This is a genomic window from Iodobacter arcticus, from assembly GCF_042664895.1.
Classification (GTDB): Bacteria; Pseudomonadota; Gammaproteobacteria; order Burkholderiales; family Chitinibacteraceae; genus Iodobacter; species Iodobacter arcticus.
Map to the genome: position 1 here is coordinate 140,570 of NZ_JBHTBQ010000018.1, position 21,637 is coordinate 162,206.

General features: G+C 47.0%; 19 protein-coding genes and 1 tRNA gene. 7 read left to right on the plus strand and 13 right to left on the minus strand.

Features of this window, described 5'->3' with window-relative positions; genetic code table 11:
* Positions 1-285 precede the first annotated feature (285 nt).
* Positions 286-585 (minus strand): YkgJ family cysteine cluster protein, encoded by a 300-nt coding sequence (locus ACFQNF_RS11130; protein WP_380188042.1) that lies wholly within the window; start codon positions 583-585, stop codon positions 286-288.
* A gap of 579 nt (positions 586-1,164) precedes the next feature.
* Complete coding sequence (locus ACFQNF_RS11135) at positions 1,165-3,846, minus strand: bifunctional acetate--CoA ligase family protein/GNAT family N-acetyltransferase (protein ID WP_380188043.1); 2,682 nt, start codon at positions 3,844-3,846, stop codon at positions 1,165-1,167.
* 274 nt (positions 3,847-4,120) lie between these two features.
* Here ACFQNF_RS11135 and ppa point away from each other — a divergent pair, with 274 nt between their 5' ends.
* On the plus strand, positions 4,121-4,648 hold the full coding sequence (gene ppa / locus ACFQNF_RS11140) for an inorganic diphosphatase (protein ID WP_046350966.1): 528 nt from the start codon (positions 4,121-4,123) through the stop codon (positions 4,646-4,648).
* A gap of 518 nt (positions 4,649-5,166) precedes the next feature.
* On the opposite strand, the gene fghA is transcribed toward ppa, so the two are convergent.
* Positions 5,167-6,000, minus strand: a complete 834-nt coding sequence (fghA, locus tag ACFQNF_RS11145; RefSeq protein ID WP_380188060.1) for an S-formylglutathione hydrolase — start codon at positions 5,998-6,000, stop codon at positions 5,167-5,169.
* A gap of 213 nt (positions 6,001-6,213) precedes the next feature.
* The gene (locus ACFQNF_RS11150) at positions 6,214-7,326 is read right to left on the minus strand and encodes an S-(hydroxymethyl)glutathione dehydrogenase/class III alcohol dehydrogenase (RefSeq protein ID WP_380188061.1); all 1,113 of its coding nucleotides are present in this window, start codon (positions 7,324-7,326) and stop codon (positions 6,214-6,216) included.
* A 347-nt stretch (positions 7,327-7,673) separates the two neighbouring features.
* On the opposite strand from ACFQNF_RS11150, the gene ACFQNF_RS11155 reads away from it, so the two are divergent.
* Entirely contained in the window at positions 7,674-8,546 is an 873-nt protein-coding gene (locus ACFQNF_RS11155) for a LysR family transcriptional regulator (protein ID WP_380188044.1), read from the plus strand.
* Positions 8,547-8,749: 203 nt separating this feature from the next.
* Here the strand turns inward: ACFQNF_RS11155 and ACFQNF_RS11160 are convergent, their stop codons facing one another.
* Positions 8,750-9,106, minus strand: a complete 357-nt coding sequence (locus tag ACFQNF_RS11160; RefSeq protein WP_465262211.1) for a translation initiation factor Sui1 — start codon at positions 9,104-9,106, stop codon at positions 8,750-8,752.
* Between the two features lie 210 nt (positions 9,107-9,316).
* On the opposite strand from ACFQNF_RS11160, the gene ACFQNF_RS11165 reads away from it, so the two are divergent.
* Positions 9,317-9,402: transfer RNA gene (locus ACFQNF_RS11165), tRNA-Tyr, on the plus strand.
* 227 nt (positions 9,403-9,629) lie between these two features.
* Here the strand turns inward: ACFQNF_RS11165 and ACFQNF_RS11170 are convergent.
* Positions 9,630-10,433, minus strand: a complete 804-nt coding sequence (locus ACFQNF_RS11170) for an energy transducer TonB (protein ID WP_380188045.1) — start codon at positions 10,431-10,433, stop codon at positions 9,630-9,632.
* Between the two features lie 167 nt (positions 10,434-10,600).
* Here ACFQNF_RS11170 and ACFQNF_RS11175 point away from each other — a divergent pair, with 167 nt between their 5' ends.
* Entirely contained in the window at positions 10,601-11,875 is a 1,275-nt protein-coding gene (locus tag ACFQNF_RS11175; RefSeq protein ID WP_380188046.1) for a ferredoxin reductase family protein, read from the plus strand.
* A 364-nt stretch (positions 11,876-12,239) separates the two neighbouring features.
* Positions 12,240-12,872, plus strand: coding sequence for an FxDxF family PEP-CTERM protein (locus tag ACFQNF_RS11180; protein ID WP_380188047.1), 633 nt, complete (start codon positions 12,240-12,242; stop codon positions 12,870-12,872).
* Between the two features lie 61 nt (positions 12,873-12,933).
* Here the strand turns inward: ACFQNF_RS11180 and ACFQNF_RS11185 are convergent, their stop codons facing one another.
* Positions 12,934-13,242 (minus strand): DUF1294 domain-containing protein, encoded by a 309-nt coding sequence (locus ACFQNF_RS11185; protein WP_380188048.1) that lies wholly within the window; start codon positions 13,240-13,242, stop codon positions 12,934-12,936.
* Between the two features lie 410 nt (positions 13,243-13,652).
* Between ACFQNF_RS11185 and ACFQNF_RS11190 the strand changes: the two genes are divergently transcribed.
* Positions 13,653-14,183, plus strand: a complete 531-nt coding sequence (locus ACFQNF_RS11190; protein ID WP_380188049.1) for a Fic/DOC family protein — start codon at positions 13,653-13,655, stop codon at positions 14,181-14,183.
* On the opposite strand, the gene ACFQNF_RS11195 is transcribed toward ACFQNF_RS11190, so the two are convergent.
* Positions 14,167-14,343, minus strand: coding sequence for a hypothetical protein (locus tag ACFQNF_RS11195; protein ID WP_380188050.1), 177 nt, complete (start codon positions 14,341-14,343; stop codon positions 14,167-14,169). The genes ACFQNF_RS11190 and ACFQNF_RS11195 overlap by 17 nt on opposite strands.
* Positions 14,344-15,585: 1,242 nt before the next feature.
* Positions 15,586-16,173, minus strand: a complete 588-nt coding sequence (locus tag ACFQNF_RS11200; RefSeq protein WP_380188051.1) for a DUF1294 domain-containing protein — start codon at positions 16,171-16,173, stop codon at positions 15,586-15,588.
* A 195-nt stretch (positions 16,174-16,368) separates the two neighbouring features.
* Here ACFQNF_RS11200 and ACFQNF_RS11205 point away from each other — a divergent pair, with 195 nt between their 5' ends.
* The gene (locus ACFQNF_RS11205) at positions 16,369-17,487 is read left to right on the plus strand and encodes a Fic family protein (RefSeq protein ID WP_380188052.1); all 1,119 of its coding nucleotides are present in this window, start codon (positions 16,369-16,371) and stop codon (positions 17,485-17,487) included.
* Positions 17,488-17,693: 206 nt separating this feature from the next.
* Here ACFQNF_RS11205 and ACFQNF_RS11210 read toward each other — a convergent pair whose 3' ends face one another.
* Genes ACFQNF_RS11210 through ACFQNF_RS11225 form a run of 4 tightly spaced genes read right to left on the minus strand, consistent with a single transcriptional unit; the run spans position 17,694 to position 21,467 of the window.
* Positions 17,694-18,371 (minus strand): hypothetical protein, encoded by a 678-nt coding sequence (locus ACFQNF_RS11210; protein ID WP_380188053.1) that lies wholly within the window; start codon positions 18,369-18,371, stop codon positions 17,694-17,696.
* Positions 18,372-18,373: 2 nt separating this feature from the next.
* Positions 18,374-19,483: a hypothetical protein gene (locus tag ACFQNF_RS11215; protein ID WP_380188054.1), complete on the minus strand. Its 1,110-nt coding sequence runs from the start codon at positions 19,481-19,483 to the stop codon at positions 18,374-18,376.
* Positions 19,476-20,462, minus strand: a complete 987-nt coding sequence (locus ACFQNF_RS11220) for a PD-(D/E)XK nuclease domain-containing protein (RefSeq protein ID WP_380188055.1) — start codon at positions 20,460-20,462, stop codon at positions 19,476-19,478. The genes ACFQNF_RS11215 and ACFQNF_RS11220 overlap by 8 nt, the downstream gene beginning before the upstream one ends.
* 27 nt (positions 20,463-20,489) lie before the next feature.
* Positions 20,490-21,467 carry a nuclease-related domain-containing protein gene (locus ACFQNF_RS11225; protein ID WP_380188056.1) on the minus strand — a complete coding sequence of 326 codons (978 nt, stop codon included), beginning with the start codon at positions 21,465-21,467 and terminating at the stop codon, positions 20,490-20,492.
* Positions 21,468-21,637: the final 170 nt, after the last annotated feature.

The following is a 21,637-nucleotide window of genomic DNA, read 5'->3' on the forward strand; positions in this document are numbered from 1 at the left end:
TTTAATCTTGCACATTGATATTTACTATAAACAAAAACTATTACACAGGCATGCCGAATGCTCACAGCTAAATTTGTGATTGACTCGATTTGAAACGGATGAGATGAAAGCAGAGAGGGGGTGAACTAAGCGTCATCCCCGAATGGTTTTATCGGGAATCCCGCAGCGCCACTGGATTCCCGACAGAAGCACTCAGGAATGACGATCTTATTGAGTATGCCCTTTCGGGATTTATTTCGAGCCCTACCCTTCAGGCGAAAACACTCAGATCACAACAAGTAGTATTTATTGATTAAGCTGCCAGCGCGCCGTCAAGATAGGGATGCGCTTTCTTTGCTCCATGCAATCAAAATCACCCTCTTGATAATCACGGCAAATCCATGGCCTTTGCTCGTAGATGGTACACATCATGCTGCGGCGATCGAGCGCCGCGCACCAGCCATCCGCCAGCCTATGCATAATCTCGCCACCCCAAGCATCTTGCTCGACATACTCCGGCGGCACATCATCATCCCCGGCAATCAGCATCACTTCTAGCTGACAACAACAGGCTTTACAGGTACTACAGGATACGGCGGAAGACATAGTTCACTCGATTGTTCATGGTTTTGTAGGGTGTACAACGACGAAGTCGTTGCGCACCGAAGGTATGCCACATATTTGTAAGTATTGCGTCATGCGTAGGGCGGGTGAAACCCGCCGCATTTCACGCAAAATCCGGATGGGTTCACGCCATAGGCACTAAGCAAAGTCAAAAAGATCTACTTAGTGCCTTCGGCACGTTGATTTAGGTGCGGGCATCCCAGCGGGGCATAAGTATCTACACGATTTTTTCCATCAATTCCGTGCCACGCCTCCCCCTTTGAAAAAGGGGGATTGAGGGGGATTTGGTGTTGAATTGGCATGGCATCAGCCAAAATTCCAATGCTAAATCCCCCCTAGCCCCCCTTTTTCAAAGGGGGGAACATGCATATCAATTTGTGTAGATACTTATGACAGCAAGGGACTCCCTTTCTATGAACTCCCAAGAAAGGAAGCAAAACCGCAACCCCCAAAGCCCCTCACTGCGGATAATAAAACCCAATAAACACCTCAGTTCAAAATGTTTTTCTCCGTGAAACTCCGTGTTCTCTGTGCCCTCTGTGTTTTAAGACTTGGGTTTTGCTACAGCTCCTTCACCACCCACTTCAGCCCATTGTCTTCTGGGTGCGTTTGAATCGTGAAGCCAAGGTGTTTCATAAAGGCCAGCATGGTTTTATTGCTGGTGAGCACTTCGCCCTCAATGATGGATAAACCCATATCGCGGGCCGCGGTGAAGAGGGCTTCCATTAGGCGATTACCAAGGCCTTTGCCTTGCCACGCATCGTCGATCACCACGGCGAATTCGCAGCTGTCTTTATCGGGGTTGGCAGTATAACGGGCTACACCGATAATTTGCTCGCCTTGGCCTGCCTGCACCGTGGCGGCAATGGCCATTTCTCTGGCGTAATCAAGATGAGTAAAGCGCGCCAGCAGGCTTTGCGGCAGGGATTTAAGCACGCTCATATAGCGGTTATAGCGCGTCTCATCCGATAGACGGCTAACAAACTGAATCAGCAACTCGGCGTCTTCTGGCCGAATCGGGCGCAAGATCATCGGCATGCCTGTTTTAAGCTGGGTGAGCTGCATCAGATGCGATGGATAGGGATGAATCGCCATATGCGCGTAACGGCGGGCTTTTGGGTCCACCGCCGCCACAATAATACTGGCATCTACCGCAATCACGCCGTTTTCGTCGCTGATTAAGGGGTTGATATCCAGCTGCTGAATCTGCGGTAATTCACAGACCATTTCAGACACGCGCAGCAATACATTTTTAACCGCCTCGATATTCACGGCAGGCTGATTTCTGAAGGCGGCGAGCATTTTTTTAATCCGCGTGCGGCGTATCAAATGCTCGGCCAGATAATCATTTAAGGGCGGAAGTGATACGGCAATATCATTAAAGACTTCCACCGCAATCCCACCCGCACCAAAGCTAATTACCGGGCCAAAGGCCGAATCGTTGACGACCCCGACCATCAGCTCACGAGCGTGTTTTTTGCCGTGCATGGGTTGCACCGTCAGGCCGCGCACGCGCTCGACTCCCAGCTTATCGTGGGCACGGCTGAGCATTTTATTGGCTTCACTGGCCACACCAATCAAGCTGTTTAAATTAAGTGCCACACCATCGATATCGGTTTTGTGCATTAAATCGATGGCATCCACTTTCAACACCACCGGCAGGCCCATGCCCATCGCGGCGTTCACCGCATCATCGGCACTATTGGCACGCACCGTGAGCGCCACAGGAATATGAAACGCCCTTAAAATCGCTTTTGATTCAATTTCATCCAGTAAGCTACGGCCATCGGCCAGCACTTTATCGATCACCATGTGCGCCGTTTCCATATCCGGCGCTTCCCACTCGCCTAAGGGGGCAGGCGTTTGCAATAAAAGCTGTTGATTGTGCTGCCACGCTGCTAGGGAATAAAACACTTCTACTGCGTGCTCGGGCGCAGAAAAGCTTGCACATCCTGCTTTATTAAGTAGCTTGCGGCTGGCATCGACTTTTTTGCCGCCTATCCACGCCATCAACAGTGGTTTGTCGCTGGTTTTCTTAAGCGCAATCATCGCCTCCGCAGTGCGCAAATGATCGGTGCCTGCTTGCGGGGTAAACACCACCAAGACGCCATCGATATTTGGATCTGCCAGTACGGCTTCAACCACCAGTTTAAATCGCTCGGGCGAGGCGTCCCCCAAGATATCTACCGGATTATTGCGGCTAGCTTGCGCAGGCAGATTTTTAGCCAGCCAAGCTACGGTGCCAGGGGCCAGCTCAGGTAATAGCACGTGTAAATCACGCGCCCTATCCACCGCCATCATCCCCGCGCCAATGCCATTGGTGACCACCGCCAAGCGGCGGCCCTTGGTTTTGAACGTGCCATTTAATACTTTTGCAGCGGTAAACAGCTGATTAATCGAGCGCAGCCGCAGCACACCGGCACGTTTGAGTGCAGCATCAAATACATCGTCGCGGCCAATGAGGCGCTCGGAATGAGTGCGACCATGCGCGGCAGAGGCATCGTTATAACGGCCGACTTTTAGCGCCATCACCGGCTTGGAGCGCGCCGCAGCCCGCACTGCCGACATAAAGGTGCGGGCTTCTTGCAAATCTTCGATATACAGCAAAATGCTCTGGGTTTTAGGGTCTGCCACTAGGTAATCGAGCACCTCGCCCACATCCACATCTGCCGCCGAGCCTAAAGACACCACAGAAGAAAAGCCCACATCGTGCGATTCGGCCCAATCTAAAATCGCCGAGGTAATCGATGATGATTGCGATACCAAGGCCATGCTGCCATTTTTAAGCTTGCCCTGATAATTGCCCGCCATAAATTTAGAGCTAACGCGGCAGAGGCCAAATACCGTTGGCCCCATAATCCGAATGCCGTAGTGCCGCGCCCTATCCATGATCTTATCGAGCTGAGCTTGGCTTTTTTTATCTGTCCCCACAAAATCGCAAGACATAATCACAACCGCTTTAACACCTTTTTTGCCGCATTCTTCAATTAAATCGACCAAGGTTTTAGCAGGCGTTGTGATAATTACCAAATCCACCACCATCGGCACTTTGGCTAGCGTTTTAAATGCATTAATTCCCAATACCTGATCGCGATGCAAATTAACGGGGAATAATTTCCCCGTATAGCCGCCCTCCAGCAAATTGGAAAACACCGTGCTGCCCACCGCACCGGGCGTTTCAGATGCACCAATCACCGCCACCGAGCGGGGGTCAAACAGAGGGGAAAGATAATGTGGTTTCATGGCTGACAAATCATAAAGGATTGCTGCGTAGTTTATACCGCCCAAGTGTTTATTGCTGTGTAAGGAAGTACTTACGCAAAATTACCCCTGCTACCTTGTCACTCCTTACCGTATTACCCATGCGGTCTGTATTGGAACGCCTTGCTGGAAAACTTTTGTATCAGCACTTAAGTTCAGAGATAGGCGGAGCAAAATACCTGCAAGCAATGATGCATGCCACAGCCGCAAGCCTTATAATTGCCGCCGTTCTCAATTGAAACTATGGAATCATCCAATGGACATCAGCAAAATTGCCGCAGGCAAAGATTTACCAAACGATTTCAATGTCATTATCGAAATCCCTGCTAATGCACCACCGATCAAATATGAATTCGATAAAGCATCGGGCGCTATCATCGTCGATCGTTTTGTTGGCACATCGATGTCCTACCCAATGAACTACGGCTTTGTGCCGCACACCCTGTCGCTAGATGGCGATCCTGTGGATGTGCTGGTTCACACGCCATTTCCATTGCTGCCAGGTATGGTTATCAAATGCCGCGCGATTGGCGTATTGGGCATGGAAGATGAAGCAGGTATGGATGCAAAAGTGATTGCCGTACCCGTAGAAAAAGTATGTGCCATGTATGCACATATCCAAAAACTGGAAGACCTGCCAGAGCTGCTGTTAGCTCAAGTAAAACACTACTTCGAGCACTATAAAGACTTAGAAAAAGGCAAGTGGGTGAAGATTACGGGTTGGGGCGACAAAGCCGCAGCCCACGCAGAGATCATGGAAAGCTACGATCGCGCGCAGAAGTAATTAAATACTCGGTGGGAAAACCCTGCCGGTAGATGCACGATAAAACGCGGGTTTCACCCGCCCTACAAGATGATGAATCTAAAAGGGTGGGTGGGCCCGCGTTTTTTATTGTGCTTTGATTTTTAGTGCCTGCGGCACGTTGATTTAGGTGCGGGCGTCCCGCGGGACCTTCCTTTCTTGTGTGGCCAAGAAACGAAGCCAAAGAAGGCCACCCCACGAAACACGAAGGCCCCTACGCTGCGGACAATCGAGTCGGCGGCGGGCTGGATTGGCTCGTGCCTCGCTCCCTTGCCGAAACCCCGCCCCGCTTGTTCCTCGCTTCGGCGTGTTTCAAGGGGAGATTTAAAGCCCCCTGCCACGAGCAGCGATAAAAAGTTAGTTAGCTGGGCTTGAAAACATTTAAAGCCTATTCAAATACCTTAATTCAAATCCTGTTTTTCTCCGTGAAACTCCGTGAAACTCCGTGTTCTCTGTGGCCTCCGTGGTTCAAGATTTGGGTTTTCGCTATCTAATATCAACTACGCCCCCAAATGATCGGCATGAAAACGTAAATGCGCTTCAATAAAGCTGGCGATAAAGTAATAGCTATGGTCGTAGCCCGGCTGGATATTTAAGGTAAACGGCCACTGTTTGGCGAGAGCGATTTTCTCTAAAGCACTTGGCTGCAATTGCTGCGGTATAAAGCTATCTTGATCGCCCTGATCAATCAGCAGCGGCAACATCTGCGTGGCGTGCTGCATTAAATGGCAGCTGTCATAAACCAACCATGCGCTTCTATCATCCCCCAGATACTCGCTAAACGCCGTTTCACCCCAGGGCACTTGGGCGGGATTTACAATCGGCGCAAAGGCCGAGGCTGATCGATAGGCTTGCGGGTTTTTCAAAGCAATCATCAAAGCGCCATGCCCACCCATCGAATGCCCGCTGATGGACTTGCGATTAGTCACCGGGAAATGCCCTTCAATTAAAGCGGGCAATTCGCTGACGATATAATCGTACATCTGATAATGCCGCTGCCACGGTGCCTCGGTGGCATTTACATAAAAGCCAGCGCCCTGCCCCAGATCATAACGCCCCGCATCGGCTACTTCACTACCTCGCGGGCTAGTATCCGGCATCACCAAAGCAATCCCCAGCTCTGCCGCTACCCGCTGCGCCCCTGCCTTGGTGGCAAAGTTTTCGTCATTGCAGGTCAGGCCAGATAGCCAATAAACCACCGGCACCTTGCCACCCTGCGCCGTTTGCGGCGGCAAATACACCGCAAACGTCATCTCGCACGAAGTGCTACTCGCCTGATGCTTATACCGCTTATGCCAGCCGCCAAAACTGCGGTTACTGCTGATGAGTTCCAGAGACATAACCATCCTTTAGAGATCAAAAAACTAAAGATCTATAGACAAAAAAACCTTAAAACAGATCTGTAGACACAGAGAACACAAAGAAAAACACCGAGAAAACCATTAAGAAAAAGCAACTCTGAATTCATTCGTTTTTCTCTGTGTACTCTGTGTTCTTACCGTTCTCTGTGTCTACAGAACTTAGGATTTTTATACGCGGATCAAACCTTAAAAATGAATCACCGAGCGGATTGATTTGCCTTCGTGCATTAGCTCAAAGGCGGTGTTGATTTCTTCCAGCGGCATGGTGTGGGTGATGAAATCAGACAATGCGAATTCGCCTTTCATATAGCGATCTACAAAGCTTGGCAGCTCGCTGCGGCCACGCACGCCGCCAAAGGCTGAGCCGCGCCATACACGGCCGGTAACCAGCTGAAACGGCCGGGTAGAAATCTCCTCCCCTGCTCCTGCCACGCCAATAATCACCGATTCACCCCAGCCCTTATGGCAGCATTCCAGCGCTGAGCGCATCACATTCACATTGCCGATGCATTCAAAAGAGAAATCCACGCCGCCATCGGTCATTTCTACGATCACATCCTGAATCGGCTTTTCAAAGTCCTTAGGATTGATCACATCAGTTGCGCCCAGCTGTTTGGCGAGTTCAAACTTGCTGGTATTGATATCAATACCAATAATCCGGCTCGCTCCAGCCATACGTGCACCAATCACCGCCGACAAGCCAATGCCGCCCAAACCAAAAATCGCCACAGTGTCGCCTGCTTTTACTTTGGCGGTATTCATCACCGCGCCCATACCAGTCGTCACGCCGCAGCCCAGCAGACAGACTTCTTCTAAAGGCGCTTCTTTATTGATTTTTGCCAGCGAGATTTCTGGCAGCACGGTGTATTCAGAAAAAGTAGACGTGCCCATATAGTGATAAATCGGCTGGCCGTCTTTATAAAAACGCGTGGTGCCATCAGGCATCACACCACGGCCTTGGGTGGCGCGGATTTTTTGACACAGATTGGTTTTGCCCGATAAACAATACTTACATTCGCCACATTCCGGGGTGTAAAGCGGAATCACATGATCGCCAATTGCAACGCTGGTCACACCCTCGCCAATCGCCTCCACCACACCCGCGCCCTCATGGCCCAGCACCACAGGAAAAATCCCTTCTGAATCCTTGCCCGATAAAGTGTAAGCATCGGTATGGCAAACCCCACTCGCCACGATACGCACCAACACCTCGCCTTTTTGCGGCGGCATCAAATCAAGCTCTTCAATCACCAAAGGCTGATTAGGCCCCCAAGCCACAGCAGCACGTGTTTTAAGCATCTTCATGACGAATCCTTGCGTTTTGATTACCACTATTTTAACCATTACCCAATTAAAGATAATTAGCCTAATAAGAAAGATATTGTTACTGGTGTGTAATAATTGGGGGCTGACGTACTGCGCTTTCGCTTAGCAACTCTTCGAGTTGTACGCAGAGCTTCGAGTACGTACGGTGCTTAGTAGGTTGGGTTAGCTGGTTTATTCGCCTATTTAGGGCGGAGAAACCAGCGTAACCCAACATTTAGGCGCAATGTTGGGTTACGCGATAAAGCTGCTAACCCAACCTACGGGTATTTTTGAGTTGATAGGACTGGGTAAAACCCGCCGTTTTAACCGAGAATCAAACAATGCAATGGCAAGGAATCGTTGAATTTATCAGCGTGGCGGAAACACAAAGCTTTACGCTAACAGCGCAAAAACTAGAGATGTCGGTGGCGCAGGTTAGCCGCCAAGTCAGCGCGCTGGAGCAGCGCCTTGCCGCGCGTTTATTGCACCGCACCACGCGTAAAGTCAGCCTTACCGAGCAAGGCCAGCTCTATTATCAATACTGCCGCCCGCTACTCGATGGCCTGCACGAGGCCGAGCTGGCGCTGCTGCAAACACAAGATAAGCCCGTCGGTAAATTACGCATCACCGCGCCGGTTTACTACGGCGAAACAGTGGTTGCACCCATCCTGCACCAGTACCTGATCGACTTTCCCCAGCTGAATGCTGAATTACTGCTGGATAATCACAAGGTCGATCTGGTGGCCGATCATATCGACTTAGCGATTCGGCTGGGGCCGATGGATGAATCATCCCTGATGGTGACGCAGCTAGGCAGCCGTATTCACCATGTTTGCGCATCACCCCAGTATTTAGATCAATACGGCACCCCGCATACGCTGGCCGAGCTAAAACAGCAGCAATGCTTAATTGGCGCGGTGAATATGTGGCGGTTTAGAGAAGGCACGCAGCACCGCGAAATATCCGTTAACGGGCGCTTGCGCTGTAATAGCGGCAGCAGCCTGGTGCAGGCCGCTTTAAAAGGCTTGGGGCTGGTGCAATTGCCGGATTATTACGTCGATACTTATTTGCAAAGCGGCCAGCTAATTAGCGTACTCGAGCCCTTTGCACTCACAGACGGCATATGGGCCATCTCCCCCCGCAGCCGCTTTATCCCGCCCAAGGTCAGCCGCTTTATTGAATACTTGCGAGCGGCTTTATTGCTGGCAGACTAGGGTAGAAATTAATTTACAGCATGGCAGCAATGCCGCTCACTTAAGCGGTTTTGCTTGAATTCCCCCTTTGTAAAAGGGGGGCTAGGGGGGATTTGCAGTTGATGTTGGGCTTAAATCTACAAAAAACCAAAGGCAAATCCCCCTCTATCCCCCTTTTTCTAAGGGGGAAGCAAAGCCAACATCTTAAATGAACAACATTACCCTTAGCCCCCCGCCCGCTTCACCACCCAGCCCTTAGGCTTTAAGAATTCCAGCACCACATCGCAATGGTCCCCTTGCACTTCAATCACGCCGTCTTTAACTGTGCCGCCAGAGCCACAACGGGTTCGCAGCTGCTTGGCCAGCACGGCTAATTCATCATCATCCAGCGGCACGCCTTTGATCAACGTAACGCCCTTACCCTTGCGGCCCTTGGTTTCCCTAGAAACGCGCACCACGCCATCACCCGCTGGGCGCGGCTGTTTTTTGCAAATGCAGGCGTCTTTGGGCTGGCTGCAATCCGGGCACATCGTGCCGTGTTCGGTGGAATAAACAAGGCCACCTAAAGCGTTTTTCATCATGATATTTTTGAAGGTTGAAACTGGACAGCGGCAGTCTAACAGTCTGTTAGGCTTTAGTGTTCATTGCGCATTAATAGGCCAACCCGCAATGCAGAGGCATATAAACCATGCAAACCCGCTATTTCTAACTGATTTATGAACAAAAGATGACTAATTTATAGAAAGGGCGTTGACAAGCGGCCAGAGGGATCGTATTATTCGGGCCTCTGTGGGGGGGTTACCCCAGCGGTCAACGGGTCCGGACTGTAAATCCGGCGGCTTAGCCTTCGAAGGTTCGAATCCTTCCCCCCCCACCAGAAACCAAAATCAACAGGCGCTCAGTCTGTTTTTTTTCGTCTGTATATCTCAGAATACGGCTATTGCACATAGGTACAGCACAATTCGTAGGGCGGGTGAAACCCGCCGATTTGCAATATTTCATACCATAAAGGCGGGTTTCACCCGCCCTACAAAAGATGCATTGCATACCCTTCGCTTAAAATTACGGCCTATCGTGGGCACAAAAGCGCCCCCTACCCTAGCCTCAAGACCTGCCCCACGCTGCTCTTTCATTAATAAACTGATAGTAGCGCAACAGCATAATCTGGCCGCGCTTATCCAAGAGTGGCACGGGCACGGGGCCAAAGGTGGCGGAGCGTCTTACAATCTGCAAGGCGGCCGCATCCAAAGCCGGGTTGCCCGATGATTGCTCTAAAGTAAGCGATGCAATATTGCCATCGCCATTGAGCACCAGCCTAAACTGCAAAGTGCCAAACATCGAGCGGCCATACTCATCTTTAGGGAAATTCATTTGCCCGATTCGCTCTACCTTCTTGCGAATTTGCGGCTCCCAGATATTAAACAGCGCTTGGGTATCCACACTTTGCTGCGCGCGCGTTGCGCCGTTTTCCTGTTGATCTTCTTCTCTTGGCTTTAAATCCGCATAACGAGTAATAAGCTCCGCAGGCTGTTTGCTCGGTTTGCCCGTCAATGCTTCACCCAAATCATCAATCACCACTTCTTTGCTTGGCACGGCTTTAGCAGCAACTTGGCTGGCTGGGCGTGCAGGCACGGAGTAATCTTTTTTCACCGGCACTTTAGGCGGCGCTTTTGTCATTACCGGTGGCGGAGTAGGAATAGGCATGGGTTCAGGCGTGGGCTTTGGGGCAGGCGCTGGCTTGGGCTGCAATTGCAGCTGAATCTCCTGGCTACCCGCCTGCTGTGGCAATACCCGCGGAGTGGCGGCGGGCAGCAGCAGAAATAACAGATGCACAAGAACAGAAGCCGCTAAGCCATACCATAGCCAGGCCGAATGTCTTTGAGAATCATGAGATACGGCAATATTCATAGCGCTCGGATAGAAAACTGTGCGAGGCATTCTACATAAGGCACAGCCTGTATGGCAGTAAACTTCTTTCATTCGCCACGCGTGCTGCCATTAATACCTAAATCGCTTAAGTTTCAATTCATATTCATGGCTTCAAATACCGCTATCCAAATAGCGAATCAGCCATCATGAAACCACTTTCCCTACTCTTACTGATCAGCACCCTGCTTTACTGCCTGTGCAGCTACTTTCAAAACGGCATCCCTGCTAGCTATTGGGATTGGCGGCATGAATTAGTGCTGCTGAGCGGCGTGCAACTGATGACTGTCATGTCTGCCGCCATGCTGCTAGCCACTCGCCCAGCTTGGCTGGAAAAAACCCTAAGCGGCTTAGATAAAATGTACGGCCTACACAAGCAGCTGGGTGTTGCAGCAGGTATTTTACTGGCAACGCACTGGCTGATTAAATTATCCCCCAAGCTGGTCATGGCGATGGAGTGGGTGGCTCCGCGCATCAAACGCAGCGGCAGCATCAAAGACCCGCTGGTCTCCTTTGCCAAAGATGTCGGTGAATGGGCTGCCTGGGCCGTGCTGGCCATGATAATACTGGCGTTGCTACGTGCCGTGCCTTACCGCTTTTGGCGCAAAGTGCATCAGCTATTTGCCCCGCTATTTCTAATGGGCGCATTTCATGGCCTGATCCTTATGCCAGGTCGCATGTGGCAAACGCCTTTGGGCGCACTCATGGCGGTGCTGCTCATTAGCGGATCAATCTGTGCGATCTACTCACTGCTTGGCAAAATCGGCAAAAGCCGCCAAGTGAATGGCCATATCAGCCGAATCACCCCATTGCCCGCCAATCAGCTAGAAGTAATTTGCCAAATGAATAGCAACTGGCCCGGCCACCAAGCAGGGCAATTTGCCCTAGTCAGCTTTAATCAAAGCGAAGGCGCACATCCCTACACCATCGCCTCGGCCCCGCGCAAAAATGGCGAGCTGCGCTTTATCATTAAAGCGCTAGGTGATTACACCCGCACACTGGCCCAAGATTTAAAAGTGGGTGGCAAAGTAACAATAGAAGGCCCTTACGGCTGCTTTGATGGCGAGGCCAATAGCCCGCGCCAAGCATGGATAGCAGGTGGCATCGGCGTTACGCCTTTTTTAGCTTGGCTAGAAAGCCCGGATTTTAAAGGCCAGCAAATCGACTTTTACTACTGCGTAAAAAGCGCCAAAGACGCCGCCCGCCTAACAGAGATCCAAACCGCCTGCCAAGCCAAGCTCCTGCGCCTGCATTTAATAGAAAGCGATGCTGGCCAGCGCCTCAATATCGCCGCAATCAAAGCCGAAACGCTCGACGATATCTGGTACTGCGGCCCACAAAGCCTAGGCAAAGCCATCAGCCAACACCTCGCCAAAATGAGCAAGCCACCGCGCTTTCACCATGAAGCATTTGCCATGCGCTAAGCTAAAAATCCGCTAAGGAAAACCATTAGCGGATTTTACTGTGACAAAAAAAATACTGGGTATATAAACGATTAATTAAATTATTTAAATATAAAACAATAAAAAACATCAATACTTACAATTAAAAAACACCTTTATTTACAAATAAATCATCAAAAAAAAATAAATCTTATATTAATAAAAATAATGTGTCGTATATAAGTTATCCCTGTTTGTTATTACACAACTGACAATGTACTATCAATTGCCTGACTCGTAACTGGCTAAAAGTACATAGTTAATCCTGCATTAAGCTGGGCGCATAGTAATGAGATAGTAATGTACTGACCTATTATTTCTTATCAACTGGATAGAGAGAAACCACATGAACTTTACTAAAAGCATCTTAGCAACGGCTCTAGTTTTTGCCGCCTCAACATCGTTCGCGGCAGTAACGTCAACACTTGTTAATAGCGAAAAAATCAGCTACCAAAACCACGAACACGCACAGCCAGATGCCGTTAAATACGATGGCACAACCGAGCTGGCATCATTCAACTGGGGCCTGCACCACGCTGATGAAACTGCTCAAGTTTTAATCAAGCGCAATGCAGGCGTAACAGGTGAAATCAGCATTCAAAACGGCTTTAACTTCACAGCCGTATCATCATCGACTGATGCTGCTGCTGCCCGGCTTAAAGTTGGCCAGACTCAAGACATCAAAAAAGGCCAATTTGCTTTGTTCCAAGGCACTTTCACTGACTTTAGCACTGCTGGCGACACACAAATCGGCAGCTGGTATGACTTCAGCGCCGACAATACCCACACCTTTAATGACCTTATCAAAGGTGGCTCTTACTACTACCTGATCAAAGGCAGCATTACAGGCACTGCAGGTGCTAACTACACTCTAAGCTCAGTAGCTGCCCCTGTTCCAGAGCCAGAAACCTATGCACTGATGGGCATGGGCCTGATTGGTCTGTTAGCTGCACGCCGTCGCAAAGCTAGCCGCGCTTAAGCAAAATTTAAGCCATAAAAAACGCCCTTTCGGGCGTTTTTTTATAACACACACAAACTGATCACTCCTGCCAAAAGCCACTCACTGCCAGCAAACACGCTAACGCCGCACAATTGAGCACAATCGTCGCTACAAATACCCGCAAAAAAACCACCTTAGCCGACTTATGCCTAAGCACCCGCTGCGCCAGCAAAGCCCCCGGCCAGCCCCCCAACACAGCCAGCAAATGCAAAGTACTCTCCTCTGTGCGCCAGCGATTATTCTTGGCGGCGGATTTATCCAGTGCGTAGGCAATAAAAGCCACTATGCTCACAGCCAAATAGCCACCTGCAATCAGCCACGGCAAATGACCCACATCAAAAAACACCATCCCAACTCCCTGCTTACGCGGTATATATAACTACTGAATGAAAGGCGCAAGAGTAGCTTTGTTTTGTAAGCAATGCAAAGGCATCAACATCGCCTGCCAAGGGCACTTTTGCATTAGAAAGAAGCCCCCAGCAAGGTATGATGTGCACCATTCAAAAATACAGCTAAATGCGTGTTTTTCCCCCGTTTAGCCTACATCAGCAAAAAAACAGGAAGACGAGCAGCGAACCCGGCATGCTTTAGTGGCAATGGAGAATGTAGATTTTTATCGGTATCAGCTTAGTTTTAAACTGACGAAGGCTTAGTCATGAACAACCGCTATGCAGTAGGTGGTGTACACAGGGCGCTTTTGAACCCAATTCAAATGAGCAGGTTTTAGCCAATAAGCTGGGTATTTGCACAAGCGAAGATATGGACGAAGCCGAGCTGGTATTACTTAAACAGCTTTACCAGCAAGTATTAGTTGATGAGTTTCCTGACCGCACTATAACGGCAGGCGATTTGCAAGACTGGCATCATATGTGGCTGGGCAATGTTTACGATTGGGCGGGCTGTGTACGCTCGGTGAATATGAGCAAAGGTGATTTTCATTTTGCCGCTGCAGCGCAAATTCCGCGTTTACTGGATGTGTTTGAGCGTGATTGTTTGGCGCGCTTTACACCCTGCAGTAGTTTGAATCGAGAAGATTTAATTAAAGCTATTGCCATTACGCATATTGAGCTGATTTTGATTCACCCGTTTAGAGAAGGAAACGGGCGCTTATCGCGATTACTGGCTGATGTGATGGCCGTACAAGGTGGCGCGGAGCCGTTGGATTACAGCATTTGGGATGCCAATAAATCAGCATACTTTGCAGCGATAGCCCAAGGCATGGCAGGTAATGATCAACCGATGCAATATTGGGTGGATTTGGCTTTAGGCGAAACTAACGCGCCAGCTTAAGTGAAGCAAATTTGCCTGATAACTGCGTCAGTTTTTTTCCCAGCTGCTGAATATTTTGCCCAGTTTCAATTGCGGTCGAGCTGGCAATGGCACGCAATAAAGCTTTAGCCGTAACAGGCCGACGACGAGCATCCGTTTTAACTTGAAGTGATTTGGTCATGATATACAGCCATGAAAATGCGTCTACTGATTATACAGCAAGGCTAAAACAATAAAATTGGCTTTATTAGTAAGTATCCACATAGATAGCCAAACAAAGCCTGCCGCATAGGTTTTAGAACCAGGCCCAAAAACGATTACGGATTAACATAGAGCAACGCACTCACAGCGCTTAGGCAAATTTCCACTACTATAGCAAGGCCAGACTGCATGCGCCCCCCTCTGCTGGGTGCAATTTTCAAACGCCTTAATATGCAAAAAAGCCCGCTCCCCGCCGCCGTTTTGAACAACAAAACCAAAGCCTTGATCATTCTTCCAACTGGATATTTTTCCTTGAAAGCGTATAAAAACTCGTTTGGATCGTGATTAAAGTGATGGAAATGATTCAAGATAAGCGAACTGCAAATGGCCCGCCATGGAAAGCACAATGTCATTTTATTCCAAGCTAAATAATACCAATACAAGATAACGCGTAAGCAAGTGGCGTAATTCGACTTTTTAAGACTTCAGAGTGTAACAGTGCGGCAAATAGCATCTTTATTAACCGCATTATTTGCGGAGATTAAGGATGTGGCTCGAAATAACTCCCCGAATGCATATCAAAAAAACCGTCATCCCCGAGTGCATTTATCGAGGATCTAGTCGCACTACTGGATTCCCGCCAAAGGCACACGGGAATGACAAGCATTGAATCATCGTAGGGCGGGACCCCGCCCGTTTTCGTATTTCATCGCAAAGCTCGGCGGGTTGCACCCGCCCTACGGATAACATTTTGCTTAAGTTGATAGGATTGGTGATACCCCAAAGACAAACAAACCACACAAGATGCTGATGGTCTCGTTACATAATTTTTAAAAAAAACCATCATTTTGTTACGCTGTAATTACGCGAATACATACGTACAAAAAAGCATTGATATTTCAGCGGTAGAATAGGGAAAAGTAGTAAGCAGATTGATACGCATCAATGTTGCAGTGCAACATAAAGAGGATGTTGGTTAGATTACTTATCTCTTTTGGAAAAACCATGTCCTTTCATGAAACCGACAATCTAGCCCGTACCCAACACATCATCCCGCAGCAACCCATCTGGATTCAACTTTGGTTGGCATATTTAGATGGTGACGTGGAATAACGTTAAACAAGCAATATCGCTGTGCGTATTCAACTTCGCCTAGAAGATGAATACGGGTTTGTATAGGGTGTGCAAGTCGTTCTTCTTGCGCACCGCCTTTAGGCATAGCTCAACGCCAGCGCAGCAAAACCCACGCCAAAGCCGCACAATTAATCAACACCGTCAGCCAAAAAACCAGCAAAAATGCAATCTTCTTAGACTTATGCCTAAGCACCCGCTGCGCCAACAAAGCCCCCGGCCAGCCCCCCAACAGCCCCAGCAAATGTAAAGTGCGCTCCTGAGTGCGCCAGCGATTATTCTTGGCGGCGGATTTATCCAGTGCGTAGGCAATAAAAGCCACTATGCTCACAGCCAAATAGCCACCTGTAATCAGCCACGGCAAACGGCCAATAAAGCAGGCTGAGGCTACAAATGCGCAAAACACCAGCACCCAAATCACAGCAACAAAACCAGAGCCAGAGCCAGACTCAGCCGCAGCCACCTTCCGCTGCCCCACAAAGCAAACCTGCTCCGCCCGAAACCGCCCCTTGTCATCACGCACCTGCACATAAGTAATCAAATCGCCCTCTGCCGGGCGCTGAGTACGATTTTCAAACGCCTTAATATGCAAAAACGCCCGCTCCCCTCCGCCATTCTGAACGACAAAACCAAAGCCTTGATCATCCTTCCAACTGCTGATTTTTCCCTGAAAGCGCATAGAAACTCGTTTGGTAATTTTTAAAGGAGTGGGGATTATTGAAGAACACTAATGCAAAGTTCTGAGCAAGCAAACACAGTAATTAGGCCATTAGAGACGCCAGAGTGTAACAGTGCGGCGAATAGTATATTTATTCACCGCATATTTTGCAGACATTATATTGCCCTTGCGGCGAATGCATATCATAATCACCGCATGAATAGCGGCGATTACAAATATATATGGCAGTCTTCTGACTGGCCAAATTGGCATTATGATCTGGCAGCGCTGGCAAAACCGCTGGCTGGGGTCTGCCGCGCACAAGGAATGCTGCTCGGGCGCTTAAGTGATGTGGGCATGAATCTGCGAGAGCAAGCCAGCCTGCTGGTATTGACCGAAGATGTACTTAAAACCAGTGAAATCGAAGGCGAGCACTTTGATGCCTCCACCGTGCGCTCATCGATTGCACGGCGCCTTGGGGTTGATATTGGTGCATTGGCGCCCACAGATCGACACGTTGAAGGCGTGGTCGAGATGGTGCTGGATGCAACAAACCACAGTGCGGATGCCCTCACATTAGACCGCCTATTCGGCTGGCACGCCGCACTGTTCCCCACCGGCTTTAGCGGCATGAGCCGCATTCAGATTGGCGAATTCAGGGCAGATGAAGATGGCCCAATGCAAGTCGTTTCCGGCCCGATTGGTCGGCAAAAGGTGCACTACGAAGCGCCTCCGGCAGAAGGCTTGCAGCAGAGAGTGGCTCAGTTTCTGAATTGGCTAAATCGCGGAGACCTAGAAGACCACGCCATTTTAAAAGCAGGGATTGCGCATTTATGGTTTGTAACCCTGCACCCCTTCGACGATGGCAACGGCAGAATCGCCCGTGCGGTGGGCGATTTACTGCTGGCACGTGCGGATGGCAATACTCAGCGCTTTTACAGCCTGTCGGCACAAATCCAGCGCGAACGAGCTGGCTATTACGACATCCTAGAAAAAACCCAAAAAGGCACGCTGGATATCACGCACTGGCTAAGTTGGTTTCTTGCAACCCTGCTCCAAGCCATTGCACAAGCCCAACTCACGCTAGATGCCGTACTCGTAAAGGCGAATTTCTGGCAGCGCTGGTCGGCAACATCGTTCAATGAAAGACAAATCAAATTGCTCAACCGTCTACAGGACGGCTTTGAAGGCAAACTCACCTCAAAAAAATGGGCCGCCATCGCCAAATGCTCCACCGATACCGCACTCAGAGACATCACTGAATTGCTGAATCTGGGCGTGCTGCATAAATCTGAATCGGGTGGGCGAAGTACTTCTTATGAGATTTCAAGTTGATTGCTGCTGCTGGAGTTTGGTGCTTGCACTAAATGCCAAGGGCCACAAGAAAGAGGCAAAGCCAGATTCAGCCGCAGCCACCCTGCGCTGCCCCACAAAACAAGCCTGCTCCACCCGAAACCAGTTTTTATCATCAGAAGCCCACAATTAAAATAAATTAATTCTATTTGAAAAAACATGAAGCTACTTAATTTTAAATTAGCTCACTAAGTAGCAGAATATTTTAAAGAACTAACAACGAACCGCCTTAATTCATCTTTATTTTTCCCAATTTTAATTGATCCACCTTTAGATAAATCAAGATCAACCCAACCTCCTAAATAAAACAGTCTCATTGAGGCAATATCAATAATCCCTTTAGAGTATTCAGATTTTGAAAAAAAATCGGTAATATCATTATTTGACTTCAAAATCACTTTCGCAACAATATTATTATTATAACGAAGCCCAGAGCATTCAACTGAATTCAACTCCAACTTATCAACTGTTTCCTTCAACCTATTAATAGTAGCCTTAACATCAACTGTGAGAGGTTCAATTGTACATTCAAAATTCAAAGCAGACGCAATAGCTGAAAACAATGAAACAAGAGATCTAGGTGGATTATAAATAAACATACTAGGAAAAAATTGACGATCAATCTCAAAGTCAATTTTTCGAAGTAATGATATTTTTTGCTCTATTTTAGCATTAGAAGGCAGTGTTATTTCTTCCGACACGCTCCACTTCTCATAAAACGTAGCTGCAATTAAATTTCCAGAAAATTCGTTAATTAAAAAACCCATTGACTCTTCTGCTGCCTCGTCAAATTCATAAATTTTAATTAACTCTAGCAATTTACAAAAATCCAAACTGCTTTTAAATTCGTAAAATCTTCCTTTCATAATTACCTCGATTCAATCATATCTTTATAGACAATCAAAGCCGAACCTTCCAGCAAATTTAACAATGAGTCATTTTCGTCTTTAACGGATAATCTTGTCGCGGCATAGCCACCATCCTTTTTACAATTATATTTACCCCTTACATGAAAAACAAAACCCTCTCCCTTCACAGGATTTTTTAGCAATGCTTCAAACTCATACTTATCACCATTAGAGCCTTTCTTAATTGCTTGCCATACTACCCTATATAAATAAAAACCTGATTCAAGGAAGTTTTTCAAATGAACAGAAGTTAGCATCCCAGAACCATCAAGAGCAGCTCTTTTCAAGACGGCCTTTACCTCGTCCTCTACTTTTATGCGCTCAGAACTATCTTCTTTACTAGTGTCACAGAGAGCCTCATCTTCGTCAAAAATTAGATTTTCAATTTCAGAATTAACACTAACCTTTAACAGATCATGAAATATAAAACCTTCTAACCCATTAATTAGATTTTGAAAAAACAATGTTCGCTCTTTCTTTTCAAAAGCATACAGATCAACTTCAGAAGCCTTTAATTCAGGAACAATATCCTCGAGAGCAGCAACAATTTCAGAAACGACATCATTAACTCGTTTACTATCAGGGTAAACAAGTTTAGACCCATCGTTTCCTGAATACAATTCAATATAGGACTCACGATCTTTATTTTGCCTTAAGTGGGTCATCTCAAGCTGCAATTCAGTATATATTAATTTTATCCTAACTTTTCCGTCAGGAGTTACAATTAAATCAATACCCTCATTCATTGAACTGCGTTTTTTTCTTACTATATCAACTGCAGACTGAAAATTCACTACATCTATTTTTTTTGATAATCTTTTAGCGGCAGATTTTTCTTTTCTACTTGGTGATTCTAACTGCCTAGCAATTTCATCAATATCAAAATAACTCAACGGAAGATTGCTCAGATATCGTATTAATTCTTCCCTTCCCAGCCCTCCACCAAGAATATGACCACGCTTATTTAAAAACAAATGTAAAAATTCAAGGGTCGCCTTCGATTGAGATGACTCAAGAGCATCGTAGATCTCACGAGGAGGTGCAAAATAAATAGGTCGCTTATTATTCATAATTTCTCTTTGAGATCAAAGTATCTTGAAATCCATATTTAACTGTTGGTATTGTTGTCAATTTAATTTTTGAACTTAATAGATTTTTACTTTTTTCTGGATTGAGTGATTCTTTTGAATAAATCTCAAAAGCAGCCTCTAATGAACTAGGCGCCATTCTACTTAAATTTGGAGCTCTAATATCAATACACAAACTCGTCTTTATCAATTGAAATACTGTAACCATATCAATTAAATAAATGAATTCACGGTAATCATCCCCTCTTCCTTTGTAATAAGCTATTATAGAAAATCCATTATCTTTTTTATATCTATAAAGCAGCCAAGACCCTAAAATTGACTCTATTACTGCAGGTGTATCCCAATCTGAAATTTGCATTCTTCCACCAGAATATGAAGGATAAAAGAAACCTGATTCTGTTGTGTCAAGAGGAACTTCTTGGTCTCCTTTTAAACCTTTTAAATCATTAGTTACGTTTACAAGATAAGCAACGTCATCATGCCCAATAACATAAACTTTTTGCTTCCCCTTAAAAGTAAAGTACGCATCATTTTTTGCCAAATCAGCCAGATACTCATTCATGTCTTTTATGCATGAATTATCGTGATTGTAAACAAACAACAAGCCATTTACCTCTTCAACATCACTAAATCCTTGTAAAAATATTTGCTTCCATTCTTCGCTCATGGTCGCACACTGTGTTGCAATATATAATGATTTCACAGCACCTTGAATCGGAAGCTTTGCTATAGTATTTGCGGCGTAACTTTTTAGATCAACATTAAAAAATACTTTCTTATTTGTAAAAGGGTTATCATAATAAAAAACGCTGTCAGTTGGATGCTGCCTTTTATTATGAGCAGGATTAACACAAGACCACGGCACATCCTCCGGACCAAATTTTTTCCAATTAAGGTGCCTAAACACCTCTTTAAAAATAACCCGAGCCATTTCAGACGTATTAATAGTTTCAGACATCAATATATCCAATTTATTTAAAAATAATTAACTACAAAAAATATCAACAGGCCAAATAAAATACGCCCCAAATATAGGGCTGAATTTCGCCTCGCCACCTGCCACTTTTCCTTGTTCGGTTAATTTTGTTTTGCCATCCACAATTTCTACCAAACCTTTTTCCATAAATTTATCCATTAATTCCTGAGTATTTTTAAGGCCAAGTTTTGCGGCCAGTTTAGAGCTAGTAAGCTTTGTTGTTTCTTCTGCCGTAATAGCGACAGTCACGACTTCTGGCTGCGGTACGAGCGCCTGCACTTCAGGCTTTTGAACGGCGGGAACTTCAGATGGCTCTTTGATCCCAAACTTTGCTTTGAAATCTGGCTTTAAGGGGCGGTGGTGTCTTGTAAATAACTCGGCAATTTCCATTACCGTTTCTGGGCTAACCATCTTGGCTAAGCTGCCAAAAACAGTTCCAATGCTTGCATTATCAACATTCGTCTTAGTTACCCATTCCAAAATTTGCTCAGCTTTAATAATGTTTTGGGTATCTAATTTTTGGGGACGAGTAATACGCTGCTTATTGCTGACCATTACCACGCTGGTAAAGCTTGGCATTAAGGTAAGGCCAAGGCGTTTAGGTAGAGGCAGTGTTTTGCTAAGTGCTTTTAGTACTTCAATATGCTTTTCATTTTGTGCCAATGGGCTGGGAATACCAATCGGCTTTTTGTTATACCAAGCCGTAAATTCGCCTAGCTCATTGATTTGCAAATCAGCGCTAAAATTTTTAGTTTCAATAACAAATACATCCAGAAAGCGATTGATCAAGAGGTGATCAATTTGTGCTACTCGGCCATTGTGTTCAATGCGCAGGTCGTGAATGACTGCCCATCTTTTTGCATCTTTCAAATAGAAATTAATTTCATATTCGCTATTCTGCTCACCAAGCACGCCCTGCTTGAGCATATAAATTTCTTTGGTAATTAAGTCGCGCTGATTAGCGCTTAGGTTTGCTTGGGCAAGCAAGCCATTAAGCTCGTCAAGCTGGGCTTGTTTTGAATCGGGGGATTTGAGGATCATTGCAGCCAAATATAAATTAACCTGATTATGTCTCTTACTCAGTTAATCGCCCTCGCGGGCAAGGCTTAGCAATGAGTAAGGCATGCAGCATGCGGGGAATAAGGGCGCATAAATCA